This window comes from Acaryochloris thomasi RCC1774 (assembly GCF_003231495.1).
Taxonomy (GTDB): domain Bacteria; phylum Cyanobacteriota; class Cyanobacteriia; order Thermosynechococcales; family Thermosynechococcaceae; genus RCC1774.
The window spans coordinates 253556-271560 of record NZ_PQWO01000005.1; the positions used below are offsets into that span (position 1 = coordinate 253556).

Here is an 18005-nt window from a genome sequence, read left to right on the forward strand (position 1 = left end):
CTTTCTATTGTATAAACGGCTGGAGATCAAAGCTGTATAACGCTCCGTGTTGACCAGACCAAGTCGCCGCAATTAGCTGAGATTGATGGGATGCGATCTCACTCACAACGTCTTGATTGCCCACAGGTAAATTCAGGTGTCTGAGCAAATCTCCTGACTCGTTAATTAAGGCAACGCCCCCCGTTTGATTTGCCAATAAATAGCCCCAAGGCGTCGCAACACCAAAGGTCGGAGACAGCGGTAGAGCAATCTGCTTGATCCGCAGCGGGTTGAGGGTGATCCAAAAACTGGCCTCAGCCGCTAGGGCCAAAACTTGATAGGGATGCGTCTGACTTTGAATTAGCTGGTGTATTGGTCGAGGCAGTCGGCAATAGTCAAACGTATTGCCTCGGCGGTTGAATAGCCGCAAGCACACCCCTTGAGCTTCAGGAATTGCCATGATGCCACGGCGATCATCCAGCGTTAGCCAGTGAGTTGGCGATCCGGCCACGCTGCATCGGGGCTGCAGCGTTGGTAAGCGCAGAATCTGGCATTGGCCCCCTAGACGACTGCTTTCAGTCGCGACCCCCAACCATTCTCCGCCCGATTCGACTGTCATCTTTAATGATTCAGACTGCCAAGTGCCTAAAGTGTGAACGGAGCTGTCTTGAGCTGCCTCATTTTCAGACGCTTTGGGTCGCCAGCAGAGTGCGTGAGCAGTGGCTCGCTGTGTTCTAATAAAAAGTCCCTGGGGGCTGCTCCACATTTGCATAACCCGTCCCTGAGTTATGGGGTACTGTGTGGGTTCATCAAAGCCTGCGGGTGTAATGGATTGGCAAGTAACCTGTGAATCTAGGCCACAGTAGAGTTGATCCGCATCTGTTGCGAGGGCCAAAACAGTCGCAGCTAAAGCTGTTGTATGCAGGACCGGCAGTTCTGAAGGTGGTGAAATTGGAGTGGGGCGTTCTTCCGCCGCCGCTGCTAGGCGGAGAAGCTTCAGCATTGACTGGGCAGAGTCGAAGCGTTTCTGAGGTAGCTTTTGCGTCGCTTGTCGAATAATATCGCTTACAACCGTCGGGATGGTGTCAGGAATCTCGAGGAATTGATTGAGATGGGCCGTCATCAGATCGCCCGGCGTGCCGGAAAAGGGACGATGTCCGAGCACTAGCTCATAGAGCAGTACGCCCGCGGCATAAAAATCGGAGGCTGGAGAGTAGCTGCTGTAAAATCGCTCGGGAGCCATGTAGGCTGGGGAGCCGGTGTCGCCTCGTCGAGTTTCAGAGTCTGGTTCAGCCAGCAGTCGAGCGACGCCAAAGTCAGAGAGATGAGCCATCCAGCCAGTGGCCGTCAACGTCAGCAAGACATTCTCTGGTTTCAGGTCGCAATGGACAATTCCGCGTTGATGGGCATGGGCAAGACCCTCTACGACGTCAATCACAAGCTGAAGAGATTGTTTGAGATTTAGTTGCCCAGGCGTATCGATGAGCTGTCGCAGCGTTCCACCTTCACAGTAGTCCATGACCAGGTAGCGACCCGACTTACTGTATTCGAGAGTATGAAACGCAACGATGTTTGGGTGCTGCAAGCTCGCCAGCAGGTTGAGTTCATGCAGGAATCGTGGTGTTGTTAACCGGCTATTATCTAGCTGCTTGAGCGCGACAATCTTTCCTGTCTGGCGGTGGATGCCGCAGAACACTCGACCAAATTGGCCTTGGCCGATGGGTCCTAAAACGCGATATTTTGGACCGGCAATATTTTTATCTATGGTGCCTAGCGGGCAAGTTTTCATTATTCAGGTTTGAGTTGATTCGTTGCCCGCTAGAGCAAGGTCTGCGGCTTAATCGAACAAGCTACCAATCACGAGGGGCTCGTCGCTCTGACTTTCAGATGGCGCTTCGGGCTCCATCTCAACGGCGGCAGGCGCGAGTTCATGCTGCTCTTGGCTCAAGCTCATGGCTTCATCATAATGCTCTAAATCACCTGCTTCAAAGTAAAGCTTAGCGGCGATGCGCAAATCGGCCACGGCGTGCTTCTTCTCGTCAATTGTGCCTCGCAGTGCACCCCGCTGAAAATAAGCGTCTGCATAGTCGGGATCTAGGGCAATGGCTTGGGAGTAATCGTCAATGGCAATGCGCTGGTCGTCTAGGCGACAAAGGCTTCCTCTGACCAATCCCCTGCGATAGTAAAGGGTTGCATCTCTGGGCGTCGCGCGGATGATTTGGGTAAATAAATCAATTTGGTGGAGCTGCTCTAAAGCAGTGGCTAGGCTCTGTTCTTTCTCTCTGAGACTATCAGAGTCTGCCTGCAGTTCTTCCGTTTTCTTGACCAGTGCGACTTCGTGCTCTTCGAGGATCTCTAGCTTTTCGTTCATGGTCTCCAACGCGTTTTGTTGGGCCTGATTTTGCTTGGTGATGGCTTCGATGCTGAGCTGTTTGTCTTCGTCCTGCTGGGTAAGCGTTGCGATCGCATCTTTACGCTTTTGACCGTTTTGAGTCAGGGTTTCAATCTGAGCCTTCCGTTCTTGATCCTGCTGTGAGATCTGGGCAATCATCAGTTGACGCACCTGCCCCGCAGACTCAGTGAGACGGCGGCGGTTTGCCAAATGAAGCGTGGCCGTGAGCGACAGCGGAATGGACGCAAAGACGACTTGGTTGGTCACTGCCGAGGCAATGGCGCCACCCACAGAGCCCACCACTGAGATCATCTCGACATGGTTAAGCCAGTGGGACCGTTTGGCCTCTGCTTGAGCATTCAATAGGTGTTGCATAATCTTGTTCAATCCCTTGAAAAGTTGATAAAGGTTTTAGCTCAACAGCGCTTGGCTGAGCTGGAGGGCTGGCGTCATTTGCTTAGCTTCTTCTGGTGTGAGCTGTTGCTCCATGACCTTGGGCGTCACTTGGCTCACGATTTGTGAGGTCTGCTGGTCTTGGAAAGCGTTGATGAGGGTGCGTTGCCAGAGCAGCATGCTGTCCCGCAGGCGGTCGAGGTCGCTAACCAGCATGGCGGCGGCAGAGCTTTTGAGCAGATGTTTGCGATCGCGACGGCAGGTTTCGACCATGTCCCGAGTGCCCTTATGGAAAACGCGGGCATTCTTTTCCAAAGCCTTCTCCTCGATCTGATCCATGATCTGCTCTTCAGCATCCCGAATCTTTTCGTAGGCGCTGATGCGATGATCGGCAGACTCTAGATAGTCCTTGATAAACTGGAGTTCTGTAGCGGTGGCAAAGCGTCCATCTGCATCCAGACTGACCCGTGCAAGTTGTGTCAACATAATTCAAGATCCCCTTACGAATGTGGTGCCTATACGGCTTGTGACTGATTAAGATACTGCGAGACTTCAGAGCGCGTATCTTCAAGCTGGCTAATCATTGACCGCGTGATCAATTTGCCTTCCTCTACTAAGACCTGACCATTGAGCGGATGGAGAATATTTTGTTCAGCCCGTCGGCCAATCAAATCTTCGACATCAGCCATATCGCTGAGGTACATCCCCGACGGTAGCTCGATGACCACGCCTTCGCCCAGAACGCGTGTTTGGCAGGCGAGACGTGACATGCGATTGCAGGTGGTGATCACCTCTAAAGATCGCTGCTCACGACGGTTCATGGGCGACAAGCTCTCCATGCCGTCTTTGATGTAGACGTGACAGGTGGCGCACATGCCACGGCCCCCGCATTCATGCAGCACCTTGAGATCGTGCTGCAATAACCCCGACAACAAATTATCGTTCGTTGCGATTGCGGTCTCCTGATTGATAGGGTCCAGCTTGACAAGCTTCGCCACCTTAGATGCTCCTTTTACATGAGTAGTGAGTGAAAGAGGCCCTTGATGGGCCTTTAGACGGGTTTAACCCTACGCCCCTAGATTTTCTAGCTCATCAAGACCGGCAAGACGCTCGAGATCTGCGAGTTCAGCTAGATTGCCCAGTGCTTCCAGAGAATCTGGAGAGAGATCGGACTCCTGTGACTCGTCCTGTGGCTCTGCCACCATTTCTGGCATAGAGACATCAGATGCCTCTTCAGTCATGCTGCCCAGCTGTTCTAATTCAACGGGCGCGGCTGTGTCTGTGATTTCTCCAGACATCTCCTGTGGCTCTTCCGTCATCTCCGGTGCAGAGATATCAGTGGCCTCTTCTGTGATGGCGTCAGGCTGTTCTGCCTCGGCAGGCGCGGCTGTGTCCGCGATTTCCTCAGATATGTCTGTGGAAAAGTCTAGACTGTCGAGATCGGGTAGGTCTGCCAGCATTTCTGATGCTTCTACCGAATCTAGTGTGGGTGGCTCTTCTGTGGCCGCCTCCGGCTCAGCTGGTGCAGGCATCTCAGCCATCTCTATGGCTGTCTCCGGCTCTGGCATGAAGCTTTCTGCAGCGGCAATGACTGGTTCTTCGATGGCGGCGATCTCAGCGGGTGCTTCTGCCTCAGCCATAGATGAGGGGACCATATCTGCTTCTGCCATCTCGACCGAGTCCTCTGGCTCCGGCATTAGGCTCTCTGCTGCGGCATCAGGCATCTCGGCGGGTGTCTCGATGCTCTCCATCGATGCCTCAGGCATCAGGCTCTCGGGTGATGGCTCGGATGCGGGCTCAGAAATCTCAGCTTGATCGAGTCCTAGGCGCATCATGATCGTGTCATGGTCCTGCTGCTCTTCAATGCCGGTTTCCGCTACTTTCAGTCGTTCTTCTAGACCTAAGATAAAGGTATTCTCAGGTGCACCCATCGATTCACAGGTGGTTTGCACGCAGTGCAGTTCCTGGCCGGTGAGCTGACTAAAAAACGTGCTGAGTAGGCCCGCTTCTGCATGACAGGTGGGACGTTCTGCGGGACTCTCGTCGCTCTGCTGAACTGCAGCAAAGGCAGAATTTTCCACTGTTGCGATAATGAAGCCTTGGGCATAGTGTTTGAACTCTAGGTTCAAATTGCCCCAGCCATAGGTTTTCCAGCACTGCTTGAGGCACTGGAGAAACTCCACCATCTCCATTTCAGCCAAGGGCTTGTCATAGTAGGTGCTGATCTCTTCAGCGAAGCGGCGATAAAAATATTTGCCCCACCAATGTCCGCACTGGAACATGACGAGTCCTGCAGATGGACCCACTTCCTCTCTTAGGCTGCTGTAGAGCGCCTGCAGTAGAGTGTCGGGAAGGGCAATGAGCCGGTTGCCCTGGCGATTTTCGAGCAGACCTAGCTCAAAGTCTCCCTGTACGTAGGCATCGGGGGCAAAATAATTGCCGGGTAAACGGTCTTTGTTAAGTAATTCAGCAACTGCAATCATGATGGTGTTTTGTTCTCCGGTATGGGATTAGCCTGCGGTCACGAGGTCGTTACCCACCAGGATCTGCTGGGTTTGAGTTAGATAAGGCTGGATTAAAGTCCACTGATGGGCAGACAGGACTTCTTTGAGGCGAGCTTCAAGGAGTTGGCTGAGCTGATATTCGAGATCTACAAGCTGATGGGCCTGTACGACATCGGTGAGCCATTCCAGGAGTCGGTGTCGCAGGAATTCTGGGTTGTTGCTCAGCATCGCCATCGCGCTGTAGCGAAGGGCTGAGATCCAGTGCTGTAGAGCTTTTTCTTGACGCTGAGCATTTTCGCTAGGGCAGGTGGCCTCAAGCTGATCGGCAATCGGTTGCCAGATCTGTTGTTCTTTGTCTCGCAGCAGTTCATAGGTCTGCAGCCGCTGCTCTAGAGCGCTGACGTGCTGTTTAAAGTCAGTGATCTCAGCGTTTGTGAGGTAATGGTCTTCTGCGTCCTGCAGAAATTGTTGGAAGTCAGAGTGCATAATGGCCCCTAAAATAAATCAGAGAAGTCAGAGAGATTTAAGTCACTGCTGTCAACGGGTGGGTCGACGGCGTTGAGTTTGGGGACTGCCGCAATTTCAGGCTGGGCTTCCCAAACAAATAGGTTGAAAAATTTGTTGACGGGTAGGGTCGCGTTCAAGGCGATGGAACTGATGACACTGGAACTGATAACAGTCTGGGTTGGGTTGGTTGGGTTGGCTGCTTTGGGTGCCTTGACGGGCTGCAGTTTGCCATTCCAGTTGCTGTGACTCAGAAAGTCTTGGACGGTTTGACTCTGCCAAGATTGAGGTGCGTGCTGTCGGGGTGTGTGCTGTCGGGGTGTGTTTCGGGCTGGGGCTTTGGGTAATGTTTTGCCCTGCCAGTTGCACTGCCGGAGGAACTCTTGAACGGTGGAAAATTGCCAGTCACGGCTCATGACAGGTATTCTCCGTTGTGCAGACGCTTTTCAATGTCGCGCATGCTGGCACCTTCGTTTTGCCAAAAAGTAGCGGCGTCGATGCGATCGCGTTTGCCTAAAAGAAACTTGCAGTAAGTTTCGCCCATGGCGTAGCACTGTAGCTCGATACAGCTCATGTCTTTTTGGACTAAGTTGCTAAAGAACCCTGCAAACAAACCGGCATAGATATGGCAGACGGGCTTACCCACATCTCCCAAGGTGCGGGCCACGGCAGAGTCAAAAATATTGATGAACATGAATCCATTTTTCTGGTCGCTGAGATCCACATCCCAGTTGCCCCAGCCTTGGCTTGTAAACGGCCACCACCAGGCTTCTAGAGCAAAGGATGGATTGCACTGCCGCAAACCCATGCCATAGTCTTTTTCAAACCAGCTCTGGAAGAAGGCGGCATCACGCTCTCCCCAAGCTTTACCAATGTTGTACATGATAACGCTGGAGGCACTCCCAACTTCTTGCTCTAGCCCTTCAATTAAAGCTAGAATAAAGTCCTCGCTCGCTAAAATATTGCGAGACTCGTGCCAGTCATTAATTGTCCCCTGCTCTGGCTGGAAGGTGAAGAAGTCTGAAAAGCTGTAGTGATTCCGCTTGGATGGATATCTTTGCTTGTGTGATACCGGCTGGTCGAGACTCACCCCAAGAGGGGCTACTTCAGTGGGTGTAAAAACCATCTGTCACTGATCCTATTGTCCTAAGTAAACTGATGCTTTACTTAGCATTCCCACTTCAAAGGCAATCTCTTAGCTTTGTCGCAAAGGAATTTGCGAATTTATAAGAATACTCAATGTATATTGTGTTTTATACGCTGTACGTTATACACAGAATCCCCTGTCCGCTTGGGTTCCGTTTGTTCTTGCGATCGCAGGTGGACAAAACAAAATCTGATTAACTGTGAGCTTCATCCTTCTTAGATTCTCGTTTTAATGGCGCAGGTGCCGTTCCGCTGAGGCGTCTTGAAGCCCCTGGGATGCTCTCCCTGTTATTGCTGCTGAGCCAGAATCAGCTTCAGTATGATCTGCAGATCGGCCAGCCGTTCAAGCGTAGTGTCAGACCAGTTCGGGTCCGGCTGAGGGGAATGTAGGTAAAGGGTTCCCCAGAGCTGCTGTTCTGCCAGAATTGGCACCACCACCAGCGCTCTTGTTTGTAGCGCTTGGAGATTATCCCAGAGTGCTGGGGGTGCAGGATCCTTCGTCAGGCTCAATTGATCAAGGGCTAATATCTCTCCCTGCTGCAGCCTGTGCTGCCAATCTGGCTGCAAGGCTAAATCAAAGTTGGATGGATTTTCGAGGGACGGAAGTGCTGCTGATTCAACCCATCGTGAAGTCTGCTGCTGCCAAAGATGAATACGATGGGTCAACGTGACGGACTGCAGAGCATTGACTAATTGCTGAAGCTGTTCCCACAACTCTTGGTCATGATTATGGAGACTTTGGCTCAGGCACTGGGTCCAGCCCTCTAGTTTGCTGCACGTGGCCTCGGCGGTGATCAGAGCTTGGTGGGTCGCCAACAGCCTCCGGACTCGCTCTGAAAGAACGGGCCAATTAATCGGCTTGGTAATGTAGTCGGTGGCCCCGACAGCAAAGGCCTGATCGACGGAGGCTTGATCATCCAGCACCGTGAGAATCAGCAGCGGAACGCGATCGCCCCCTGGTAGCTGACGGAGACGCTGACAGCAGTTGAAGCCATCCATTCCTGGCATGACGGCATCCATTAGCACTAAATTAGGCTGACTGATCCGATATTCTGCCAGCCCCTGCTCGCCATCTTTGGCTTCCACCACTTGATAGCCTTCTGTTGACATGGCGAGATTCAAGAGTCCACGGGTAGAGCGATCGTCGTCAATAATCAGAACGACGGGAGAGGCTGGGGCTGGCGCGGTCATGCTTCGTTTCCTCAGGCCTGCGGAAAGGCTCGCTGTAGTGCAGCCTTAACTTTAGGATATTCAGAACGTAGAGGTTCAATGGTGACGTTGGCAACCGTACCCGCTTTGCCCAAGTCTTCAATCTGTTTGCAGAGATGGGCGAACCCTAAGGCCCCTAGGTTTGCGCTGCTGGATCGGAGGCTGTGGGCCGCCTGACGGAGGGCGTCTGAGTTTTTGATTATGATCGCATCTTCTACTCTCTGCAAACTAATGGGCGCATCTTCAAGATACTGATTGACAATTTCAGTCAGCGCCTGTTCACTCCCCATCTGCCGCAGCGCTTGCAGCACCTCCCCATCTAAAATAGCTTCATCCTGATCTGCCGGCGGCGGCTCTTGGACTGGGGGTTGCTGTATTTCGGGGGCCTGGAACGCGTGCTGTAGTGCCTGCAGAATAGCCTGTCCTCGCAGAGGTTTCGTGATCACATCATTCATGCCTGCGTCTAAGCATCGCTGGCGGTCATCATTCATTGCATAGGCTGTAACGGCAATCAGGTAGGGTCTTGTAGAGGGTGGCCACTGCTCACAAATGAGCCGAGCTGCCGTGAGACCGTCCATTTTAGGCATCTCAATATCCAACAGTACGACGCGGTAAGACCGCAAACGAAGGGCCTCGACTGCCTCGGCACCGTTATCGACGATATCCGCCTGGTACCCTAGTTTCTCGAGCATCAGCTCAATAACTTTTTGATTCGTGCGGTTGTCCTCCGCGACCAAAATGCGGTGCTGCGGCAAATCTGGAACCTGCACATGAGGTTGAAAGAGAGACTCCACGGTCTCTGACATCTGTTGGACCCAGTCTGCCGTCTCAAGCTGGGCCAAGATAGTGAAATAGAATGTCGAACCAGAGGGTTGCTCGACAACAGGAGCATCATTCAGCATCTGCCTTCGCAGCCATTGTGGAGGGGGCGCGCCGGCAACACTGCCGTGGCTGGTGGCCCAGATATCGCCCCCCATCAACAAGACCAGCTGTTGGCAAATCGCTAAGCCCAAGCCCGTGCCCCCATATTTACGGGTAATAGACGCATCTAACTGGCTGAAGGGCTGAAATAGTAGAGACTGCTGATCAGGCGCCAAGCCAATGCCTGTATCTTTGACTGCAAAACGAATATCGTAGGCTGCCGTCACGGTGGTGGCCGTCACCGTCACTGAAATGGTGCCGGTTTCGGTAAACTTAATGGCGTTGCTGATCAAGTTCAGTAAAATTTGCCGCAGTCGTAGGTCATCACCCATCACCACTGCTGGGACAGTCGCGTCAATGTGCAGCGCTAGCGTTAGTCCTTTGGCAACGGCCTGGGACTGGAGGATATTAAACACTTCCTGGACGCACTGCCGAATCTCTAGGGGATGGATATTTAATGCCAGCTTTCCGGACTCGATTTTAGAGAGATCGAGTAAGTCATTGAGCAGGGTTAGCAATGCCTCGCCACTTTTGGTGATGGTTTCAGCAAAATCTTGCTGCTGAGCGGTCAGTCCTGTATCCATCAATAGCTCCGCCATCCCAATCACGGCATTCATGGGGGTGCGGATCTCGTGGCTCATGGTCGCCAAGAACTGGCTTTTGGCTCGATTGGCTAATTCTGATTCCTGCTGTGCGATCGCAAGGGCTTTATTCTGGCGAGCGAGCTGCTGGCGATGGTCGGTTTCTTGCTCTAGCAGGCGCGCCTGGGCGAGGGCTAATCCCACCTGATCTGCAAGGTATTGGAACAGCTCAGTATCTTCGGGCTGCCAGTGACGGATGCGATCGCATTGATGTAGCGCCACAATACCGTTGGGCTGACCTTGGTAAGAGGTTCGAATCGCCAGCATGGACTGCACATTCAGTTGTTCGCAGAACGCCAGATGGTCTTTCAACAGCGGATCTGTTGCTACTTGTTCCGAGACCACTGCTGTATCCTGGGTCAGCACGGTTTGTGCATGCTGATTGCCCTCAACTGGGATTGTAAAATTGAGCATTGAAGCGGTCCCAGGGGTCAAATACTCAGCCACGCAGGGAAGTTGTGGCTCAGGTTCCTCACTATAGGCATGGATAATGCATCGATTGACCTCAAAGACCTGACCCATCTCATTCACTGCTGTTTGCAGAATATGCTGAGTGTCTAAGCTTTGACGAATATCTTGGGTAATTTGTCTGAGGACCACCGTGCGGCGTAGCTGCTGCTGAAGTGCGACCTGCGACTGCTGACGCTCGATTTCGCCGCCGACCCACTGGGCCATCATCTGCAGCAGTTCTCGATCCGCTGCCCGAAACGCCTGAGAAGAGGGAACGAGGCTAGTAAAAAAGAGGATGCCGTAAACCTCTCCCCTCACTACTACGCGATGGCCAAAGGAGGTGACTATCGGTAAGTCTGGGAGGGAAGAGAGGAAAGGATTGCTCTCCGCTAAATAGCCCGTTTGTTCGACGGGATCCGATGTCTTTAGAATATTGCGCCAGTGCTCTCGATCGTTCTGAGAGAGTTCCCACGTCAAATCCTCTGCTGTGAGTAATCCGTGCGTTGCCAGAATCTCGACCTGATCGTCCTGCATTTTTGCGAGCACGCCAGTGGATAACCCAAACCATTCGCAGCCTAACTTCAAGAGCCGATTGAAGCGAGCCGCAAAACTAATATCTTGAGCTGCAATCACCTCTCGCAGCAGCCGGTCGCGCCGCCAGAGGTCACTCTCGATTTTATTCCGTTCGGTGATGTCAGTGACGAATAGACGAATGAGGCCATTACTGGGCAAAAAATGAATGGACTGCTCCAGCAGAACTTCACCCAGCCGAGTGGTGCAAACCAACGTCTCATCTGAACAAGAATCGATGATGGAGGGCAGATCAGCCAGTAAGGGATGCTGTACTCCCTGGCTTCTAAGATCTGGGAACTGGGCTAAGGCTGCAGGATTGAGGTACGTAATCGCTCCTGCGACACTCATCTCAATAATCGGTGTGGGAATCAGTTCAGGGAAGGAAGCGAGACGGGCTAAGGCGGCATCATTGGTCTCTTTGAAGCCCTGATCGTTGTGAGGATTTTGGGGTAGCAAAAATCCTGAGGGATCGTCGAACATTCTGACATCAGAGCATCCGGGAGGACGAGAGACGACGTAGTACTTTGCCTCTGCTTGGTCGCCAAACTGAATCACGTCTCCCGTTTGCAAATCATGGCAGAGGCAAGCCTGTCCGTTGACCACTAAACCGGCTGCGCTCCTTTCCCCGCTGAGGTTGCCGTCCACCAGCCGAAATCGATAGTGCCCTGCTTGCGGCAGTGGAATGCGCAGGAGTGTCGCATGTTGGCGAGAGACTGTCGGAGCATCCAAAATAATGTTATTTCTGGCATCGCGACCAATGGACCCAGTGGCTTCCTGAAGGGCAACGGACCATCGTCCCTGCTGATCTTGAATGACTAATAGATGGTGGACCGCCTCTGATTCATGGCTGTTCATAATGTCCACTGAGTGATCGGATCTCTATGAACATGGGCTAGCGGGCCGCAGGGTCGAGACGGGCTGCAGGACTGTGGACTGTAGCTGGGATTTCAGCTCGGAAGGGAGTCTGCATTCTCCGCTCAGACAGTCTACTAGTCGCTGATTCGCTTGATAGTACTGTTGAAGCTGTCCTTGTCCCTTGGGCGGCCAGTTGAGGTGACGATGCTCAGTGAGCCAGGCCTGGAAGCTTTCAACCCATTGGAGCCCATCGGTCTGCCACCAGTTCTGGAGATTTATTTCACCCATGGCGGGGTCAGGAAGTTTTTCTTTGAGGGCTTGCCAGCTTTGGCGCAGTGGTGTTTCAAAGGTAAACCGCTGTTCTAGGTCCAACGCGAAGCTGAAGTTGAGAATTTCTTTGAGACTAGATCCTTTCACTAATGGCAAGCTGAGGTTGAAGGCCCGCACGAAGGCCAGGTCTAGGGCCAAGGCGTCAGGCAGGTCATTGGCAAGGGTTGGATCAAGTGCGATCGCAAGGTTCAGATCCCGATCAAACAGCAGACTGAAGTAGAATGCCCTCACTGCCGCTGGCTTGCAGTCGAGCTCTAGCCCACTTACCTTGCGATCGAGTCCAGCGAGAAACTTTTGCAAGGATTCTGTGTGGGCCAAGCCTTGAATTTGAGCCTGGATTTGCTGTACCAGATCGGTCGCATCCGGCAGCATGCTGCTGGTGAGCAGCAGTACCTCACGCCACTGAGCATCACAGACATGGGTCGCTAAGTGCGCCAACGCTTGCTGGCGAGATGCTGGAGGCGTCGCTACAATTTTGCGAGCGGCGAGATATTCCTGAAAGGTCAAATGCGAGAATGAATAGACATCTCGGGCTCGCTCAACCAGCAAGCCGTGCTGCAGAACAATGGAGCCCAGTACAGCCTCACTAGCTTGCCAAAGCACCTCTGGATCTGAGCTAACGTCGGCAAAACTGGATAGATACCCGGCAATAATCCGTAGGACATCCTGTTTCTCAAAATAGAAATGGCCCTGCTCAAAGGTCGTTGCGGCAATCTGCCCCATTAGCGTGATTTTTTGCGCCCGCGAGAGCTGTTGATAGGTCGTGTCTCGATGGATGCCTCGGGCCTGATCCCAGCGACCCAGCAGAATATCTAAAGCCGCTTTGTAAAGCTTTGCGCGATTGCTGGGAAAGGAAGACCGCTCCTGAAAAACAGAACAGACCAAGCTGAGCAACAGTGGACTGACCACTAATTCTCGAATCGGCTGATTCTCATGCTGCTGGAGCTGCTCGAAAAACTGGGTGGCTTTAGAGAGTCCTGCTGTCTTTGAATTCTGGGCCGTCGCGACGAAATAGCGACGGGCAAAGGCTTCAATTTGGGCCTGATTGAAGTCTGCTAGCTCAACGTAGGTGAACCCACGAAAGTAATAGGATTGGGCGGCAATCCGGCAGGTGACAATGATCTGGCATTGATAGTACTGATCGGCAAAGTCTTGAATTTGGTGAATGAGACTTTGGCTGTTCTCTTGAGCCACCTCATCAAGGCCATCCAGCAGAATCAGTACACGGCCCTGCTGTAGCAACCGTTCGAGTTGCTCATCTGCAAGGCCGCTGCCGTTCCAGACCCGGCTGATGTAATCGACAATGCTGAAATCATCTTGGGCGGTGCGCGTCAGCATCCGCAGCGGGATAAAAATGGGAATGCATTCCGGTCGTAGACGGTTGCCTTGGCACTCAAGGGCAATGTGCTGTAAAAAAGTAGTCTTACCGGCTCCAGGTTTACCCACAATCACTAGCTTTGAGTGGGCCTTAATGGTTTCTGCACCCTGCGTTAAATCGTCATGGACCGGCATAAATCGGGTGGATTCCGTTGCGGTCTGTAGCTCAGAAATCTCTAGCCAGCGCTGGTGGGTCAGTTGGGGCAACGTTTGAATGCCGGTATAGATCTCACTGAGCTGCAGCGTATGAGTTACGTCTAGCGAAGACTGCAGGATGCCACACTGGGCCTGTAGTTGACCTTGCTGATAAGTTCGCAGTCTTTGAACCCATTCGTCTAACTCTTGCGCCGTGGAGGTTGCTCTGAGGTCGTCGGGGCTAGGAAGGCCTGCAATCTCCTGCCATTCCAGGTCCAGCTGAAAGCAAAGATCAATAAAAATATGTCGCTCAATGGGTTTCCCGGTGAAAAATTTCCAAATGGGTTGCCGGGTCTGGACGCTTACCTGGGCAGCTAAATACTCCTGAGTCCACCCAAGGCGTTGAAAGGCCTGTTTGGCTTTGATGGCACCGACAGGTGTGGCAAAAAGCGATCGTTTTGCCATAAATTCCTACTCCTATGGACCGATGGCTATGTGAGCCTTTTTTCTGAGACTGAATATGATCGGGTTCTCAAGACCCAACGGTAGGGTACCCAAAATTCTCCTAATTCGATCTCTCGTTTTGTCAGATTAACGTCAAAAAAGTCAGCCCAAAGCTTTAGGGGTTGCTTTAAAAGTGTCGGATCATGATGTTGAGTACCCAATGATTCCCCTAGCTCTCTTAGAAAGATGCTAACAGCCTCTAAATTCCTTTTGAGAAGGTAAAACTATAGATCTCTAAATACTTTGATTCTAACTTTAGTCTGTTCATGCAGTCTCTGAAAGGCTATCAGCATTTGCTGTTCTGCTGCAGGTCAGTTAAAACACTAGCCGACTAGCAGAGACTCCTCTGGGTAATGTACTTTTCTTGGTTTCGGGTCTCCTAAAATGACCGTCATCAAAAGCAGAATCCCTACTCGACCCATGTACATCGTGAGGACTAACAGCAGCTTTGCTGTCGCAGATAAGCTGGTGGTGATGCCTGTCGACAAACCCACGGTGGCGAAGGCTGAGACCACTTCAAACAAAATCTGAATAAAGCCAATCTCTGGATCAGTGAACGCAATCAGGGTGGTAATAATGACCACCGCTGTGATTGAGCCCAGAAAAACCCCAATGGCTTTTAAAATCATTGAGATGGGAATTTCACGTTCGTACATACAAACATCTTCACGACCTTGAAGAATGGCTCGGGTTGCGCCTGCCAAAATCCGTAATGTTGTTGTTTTGACGCCGCCGCCTGTTCCGCCGGGGCTGGCTCCGACAAACATTAGGGCAATGGTCATGAATAAACCGGCGGTGCTCATCTTGCCCACGTCAATGGAGTTGAATCCTGCAGTTCTCGCGGTCATGGACTGGAACCAAGCGGCTAAAACCTGTTGTTTGAGATTAAGCGACCCTAGAGTCGCTGGATTCCGAATTTCTGTGAGAAAAAAGGCGACGGTGCCCATGCTGAGCAATACGACGGTAGTGCTGATGACGACCCGAAAGTTAAGGGAAAAAATCATGCGCTCTGCTTTGCCAGAGATGCGATCGCGTCCCCAGAGATAAGCCTCGAACAGCGTCTCGTAACCAATACCGCCAAAAATCACAAGGGCAGGCACCACCAAATGCATCAGCCATGAAGACTGATAGCCCGTCAAGCTATCAGAGAAGAGGCTAAAGCCTGCATTGTTCCAAGCGCTCACGCTATGGAATAGCGAGAGCCAAAGGCCTTGGGACCAGCCATAGTTGGGTACAAAAACCCACAGCATCGCGAACAGTCCCGTCAGCTCAAATAGGATAATAGTAGAAATGATCGACTGAACCAGTCGAGCGCTTCCCTGCATTTTGCGCCGATCAAGGGATTGCTGAAGCGCAATTTTATCTCGCAGGCCAAACTTGCGACCTAGAAGCAATAGTAAGAAAGTGGTGGACATCATGTAGCCCAATCCCCCGACCTGAATCAGGGCCAGAATAATCCCTTGCCCCCAACGGGAAAAGTAGGTGCCGGTGTCCACAACGATGTGGCCGGTTACACAGACGGCTGACGTTGCCGTAAACAGTGCGACCAGCGGATCATTCCATTGCCCACTGGTCGTGGAAAAGGGCAGCAGCAGTAATAGGGTGCCTACCACAATGAGAGCTAAAAACCCCAGACAAATCGTGCGAGAGACGGTCATTGGTTGTTAACTACCCCTTGCCAGAGAATGTCCCATTTGGGTGTCGTAATTCAAAGAGCGCTCCTTTATGGGGTTCGATAGCGAATACCAGCGCCATCAAGACGCTCTAGTGCCTCGGCAAGGCGATCATCTCCAGCAATCAAGCTGACGCGCACATAGCCTTCGCCACCGGAGCCAAAAGCATTCCCCGGCGTGACGACAATGCCGGTTTGCTCAATGAGCTGCAGCGCAAAGTCAGTGGATCCCATCCCCACAGGGCAAGGAATCCAAAGATACATCGTGGCCTGGGTTTTTGGAATTTGCCACCCCAATTTTCCTAGACCTGCGATCAAAAAATCTCGTCGGTTGCGGTAGCGATCTTGCACCCACTGGAGATGACTGTCGGGTAAGTTAAGGGCTGTTTCAGCAGCAGATTGAATAACCGAGAAAATGCCGTAGTCAAGGTTTGTTTTGAGGGTCCGTAGCCCCTGAATAATATGGCGATTCCCAACCACAAATCCGACGCGCCAACCGGCCATGTTGTAGGTTTTGGAGAGGGTATGAAATTCAACTCCAATATCTTTCCCTCCCGGAATTTCTAGGAGACTGACGGGTTGATAGCCGTCGAAGGAAAGCTCGGCATAGCAGAGATCATGGACTAGTAAAATGTTGTACTCGCGGGCAAAGGCCACCATCTCTTCAAAAAAGGAGCGGGGTGCCACGGCCGTTGTGGGATTCGAGGGATAATTAAAGTAGAGAATCTTTGCACGACGCGCGATATCTTCAGGAATAGCGTTGAGATCGATGAGCCAATCGTTCTCTGGCTTTAGCAATAGCTCGTATAAATCGGCCCCGGCCAGGGCGGGGCCACGAAAGTGAGGGGGGTAAGCGGGATTGGGAACTAGAACAACGTCTCCAGGATTGACGTAGGCCAGCGCTAAATGGGTTAGTCCTTCTTTGGAACCTAGCAGCGGCAGCGCTTCACCGTCTGCGTCAAGCTCGACACCGTAGCGTCGTCGGTACCAGTCTGTGATCGTGTTGCGAAAGCTGGCGGTGCCTTCGAAGGGAGGGTAACCGTGGTACTCCGGGGTTTTGAAGGCTGATATCGCAGCATCAATCACCGGCTGGGGCGCAGAGCCATCGGGGTTGCCCATCCCCAAATCAATCAGATCAATCCCCTGCAGACGCGCTTGAGTTTTCAGTTCATCTAGGCGGGCAAAGACGTAAGGCGGTAAGGCACTGAGTCGTTCTGCAGGCGCAATCCAGTCTAGGCTCATGGGCAGTCCTCGTTCAGCCCGTTCATCTGCTGAGTACAGGAAACACGACCAGGGATAGGGGCTGTCGTGGAGACCATTGCAGCCATTAATTGATCGGGCACAACGGTAAAGGGCAAATGATGAAGATCGGACTGAGGGGCACAGGCCACGTCTGCGGACTGCATCAAAACTTGCAGAGAGACCTCCGCCATCCCCAGATCTGCGAGCGTTGTGGGCAGGCCAATCTGTCGATAAAACGCTAAAAGCTGGTGTCGCGCCGTCATTGCCAATTGGCTTCCCTGGAGCATTTCTTCGAGTCGAAGCTGCACCAGAATACCATAGGCAACTTTTTCCCCATGCAAACTGCCTTTGTGGTGAGGTAAATGGGTCAAGCCGTTATGAACTGCGTGGGCAGCAACTGTTCGACATTGAGCGCCGCCCAGCCCGCCGATCACGCCCGCCATTAACACTGAGGCATCAACTACCTGACACCAGATATCGCTGCCGGGACTGGCCAGTGCCTCTGCTGATTTTTGCAGCAAAATATCGCGCAGAACGCGGGCCTGCTGTACGGCAGCAATCACCAAAGTATCTTGAGACTGACCGCTGCTGACGGAGGCTTCATACCACTTGGCTAGAGCATCTCCGATTCCGGCGACCAGGGTTCGTTGGGGTGCGCTTTCAATCAGCTGGTAGTCAAGAATTAAGAGATTGGGACATTGGGAGAGTGAGACATCGTACTCGAAGGTTCCGTTGTCGGAGTAAAGGTTAGAGAGTGCTGTCCAAGCGGCGCAGGTCGCGGCAGAGGTGGGGATGGTCACTACAGGAAGCCGGCAGTGATAGCCCACCCACTTGGCTGCGTCTAGGGCTTTACCGCCGCCTGCGCCAATGACTAGGTCGGCCTGATGTGCTTGGACTGCTGAACAGAGTTTTTCTAAGCTCGCCTCACTGCAGTCTGGGGCGTAGGACGCTTCTTCCCAGCTCAGATGTGCGAGTGCTGTTTGCAATGACGACCGCACTTGATCGAGACCGTGGTTCCCTCCAATCACGAGGGGGCGTTGACCTAGGGATGAAACCTCAACGCAGCTCTCAAGGATTCCTTTTCCCCGCAGAATCTGAGAGGGGGCAATCGCAGTGGTTCGGGGACGCGTGACTTGTACCATGATCAAAATGAGGGACTGAAACGAGTTTGAAAACCG

At 52.5% G+C, this 18005-nt stretch carries 14 protein-coding genes; all 14 read right to left on the minus strand.

Translation table 11 applies throughout. The annotated features are described in order from the left end of the window. Positions 1 to 4: 4 nt before the first annotated feature. The 14 genes from C1752_RS10700 to C1752_RS10765 all read right to left on the minus strand — a co-directional run bounded on the left by C1752_RS10700 (position 5) and on the right by C1752_RS10765 (position 17969). Positions 5 to 1768, minus strand: a complete 1764-nt coding sequence (locus tag C1752_RS10700) for a serine/threonine-protein kinase (protein ID WP_110986053.1) — start codon at positions 1766 to 1768, stop codon at positions 5 to 7. A gap of 48 nt (positions 1769 to 1816) precedes the next feature. Beyond that, entirely contained in the window at positions 1817 to 2746 is a 930-nt protein-coding gene (locus C1752_RS10705; protein WP_110986054.1) for a tetratricopeptide repeat protein, read from the minus strand. Between the two features lie 36 nt (positions 2747 to 2782). Beyond that, on the minus strand, positions 2783 to 3250 hold the full coding sequence (locus tag C1752_RS10710; RefSeq protein ID WP_110986055.1) for a bilin-binding protein: 468 nt from the start codon (positions 3248 to 3250) through the stop codon (positions 2783 to 2785). A gap of 29 nt (positions 3251 to 3279) precedes the next feature. Next, complete coding sequence (locus C1752_RS10715; protein ID WP_110986056.1) at positions 3280 to 3762, minus strand: 2Fe-2S iron-sulfur cluster-binding protein; 483 nt, start codon at positions 3760 to 3762, stop codon at positions 3280 to 3282. A 69-nt stretch (positions 3763 to 3831) separates the two neighbouring features. Then, entirely contained in the window at positions 3832 to 5247 is a 1416-nt protein-coding gene (locus tag C1752_RS29875; protein WP_110986057.1) for a V4R domain-containing protein, read from the minus strand. A gap of 27 nt (positions 5248 to 5274) precedes the next feature. Next, entirely contained in the window at positions 5275 to 5754 is a 480-nt protein-coding gene (locus C1752_RS10725; protein ID WP_110986058.1) for a bilin-binding protein, read from the minus strand. Positions 5755 to 5762: 8 nt separating this feature from the next. Then, positions 5763 to 6188, minus strand: a complete 426-nt coding sequence (locus tag C1752_RS10730) for a hypothetical protein (protein WP_110986059.1) — start codon at positions 6186 to 6188, stop codon at positions 5763 to 5765. Then, the gene (locus C1752_RS10735; RefSeq protein WP_110986060.1) at positions 6185 to 6898 is read right to left on the minus strand and encodes a V4R domain-containing protein; all 714 of its coding nucleotides are present in this window, start codon (positions 6896 to 6898) and stop codon (positions 6185 to 6187) included. The genes C1752_RS10730 and C1752_RS10735 overlap by 4 nt, the downstream gene beginning before the upstream one ends. Positions 6899 to 7206: 308 nt before the next feature. Continuing rightward, positions 7207 to 8109, minus strand: coding sequence for a response regulator (locus C1752_RS10740; RefSeq protein WP_110986061.1), 903 nt, complete (start codon positions 8107 to 8109; stop codon positions 7207 to 7209). Positions 8110 to 8120: 11 nt separating this feature from the next. Then, positions 8121 to 11567: an ATP-binding protein gene (locus tag C1752_RS10745; protein WP_110986062.1), complete on the minus strand. Its 3447-nt coding sequence runs from the start codon at positions 11565 to 11567 to the stop codon at positions 8121 to 8123. A gap of 24 nt (positions 11568 to 11591) precedes the next feature. Continuing rightward, the gene (locus tag C1752_RS10750) at positions 11592 to 13874 is read right to left on the minus strand and encodes an NACHT domain-containing protein (RefSeq protein ID WP_110986063.1); all 2283 of its coding nucleotides are present in this window, start codon (positions 13872 to 13874) and stop codon (positions 11592 to 11594) included. A gap of 362 nt (positions 13875 to 14236) precedes the next feature. Next, positions 14237 to 15571 carry a TrkH family potassium uptake protein gene (locus C1752_RS10755; protein WP_110986064.1) on the minus strand — a complete coding sequence of 445 codons (1335 nt, stop codon included), beginning with the start codon at positions 15569 to 15571 and terminating at the stop codon, positions 14237 to 14239. 65 nt (positions 15572 to 15636) lie between these two features. Beyond that, positions 15637 to 16827, minus strand: coding sequence for an aspartate aminotransferase (locus C1752_RS10760; protein WP_110986065.1), 1191 nt, complete (start codon positions 16825 to 16827; stop codon positions 15637 to 15639). Beyond that, positions 16824 to 17969 carry an iron-containing alcohol dehydrogenase family protein gene (locus C1752_RS10765; RefSeq protein WP_110986066.1) on the minus strand — a complete coding sequence of 382 codons (1146 nt, stop codon included), beginning with the start codon at positions 17967 to 17969 and terminating at the stop codon, positions 16824 to 16826. Before C1752_RS10765 ends, C1752_RS10760 begins: the two co-directional genes overlap by 4 nt. Positions 17970 to 18005: the final 36 nt, after the last annotated feature.

Coding starts and splice junctions, on each gene's coding strand:
- C1752_RS10700 (WP_110986053.1), bottom strand. CDS start 1,768: ATGAAAACTTGCCCGCTAGGCACCATAGATAAAAATATTGCCGGTCCA.
- C1752_RS10705 (WP_110986054.1), bottom strand. CDS start 2,746: ATGCAACACCTATTGAATGCTCAAGCAGAGGCCAAACGGTCCCACTGG.
- C1752_RS10710 (WP_110986055.1), bottom strand. CDS start 3,250: ATGTTGACACAACTTGCACGGGTCAGTCTGGATGCAGATGGACGCTTT.
- C1752_RS29875 (WP_110986057.1), bottom strand. CDS start 5,247: ATGATTGCAGTTGCTGAATTACTTAACAAAGACCGTTTACCCGGCAAT.
- C1752_RS10725 (WP_110986058.1), bottom strand. CDS start 5,754: ATGCACTCTGACTTCCAACAATTTCTGCAGGACGCAGAAGACCATTAC.
- C1752_RS10730 (WP_110986059.1), bottom strand. CDS start 6,188: ATGAGCCGTGACTGGCAATTTTCCACCGTTCAAGAGTTCCTCCGGCAG.
- C1752_RS10735 (WP_110986060.1), bottom strand. CDS start 6,898: ATGGTTTTTACACCCACTGAAGTAGCCCCTCTTGGGGTGAGTCTCGAC.
- C1752_RS10740 (WP_110986061.1), bottom strand. CDS start 8,109: ATGACCGCGCCAGCCCCAGCCTCTCCCGTCGTTCTGATTATTGACGAC.
- C1752_RS10745 (WP_110986062.1), bottom strand. CDS start 11,567: ATGAACAGCCATGAATCAGAGGCGGTCCACCATCTATTAGTCATTCAA.
- C1752_RS10750 (WP_110986063.1), bottom strand. CDS start 13,874: ATGGCAAAACGATCGCTTTTTGCCACACCTGTCGGTGCCATCAAAGCC.
- C1752_RS10755 (WP_110986064.1), bottom strand. CDS start 15,571: ATGACCGTCTCTCGCACGATTTGTCTGGGGTTTTTAGCTCTCATTGTG.
- C1752_RS10760 (WP_110986065.1), bottom strand. CDS start 16,827: ATGAGCCTAGACTGGATTGCGCCTGCAGAACGACTCAGTGCCTTACCG.
- C1752_RS10765 (WP_110986066.1), bottom strand. CDS start 17,969: ATGGTACAAGTCACGCGTCCCCGAACCACTGCGATTGCCCCCTCTCAG.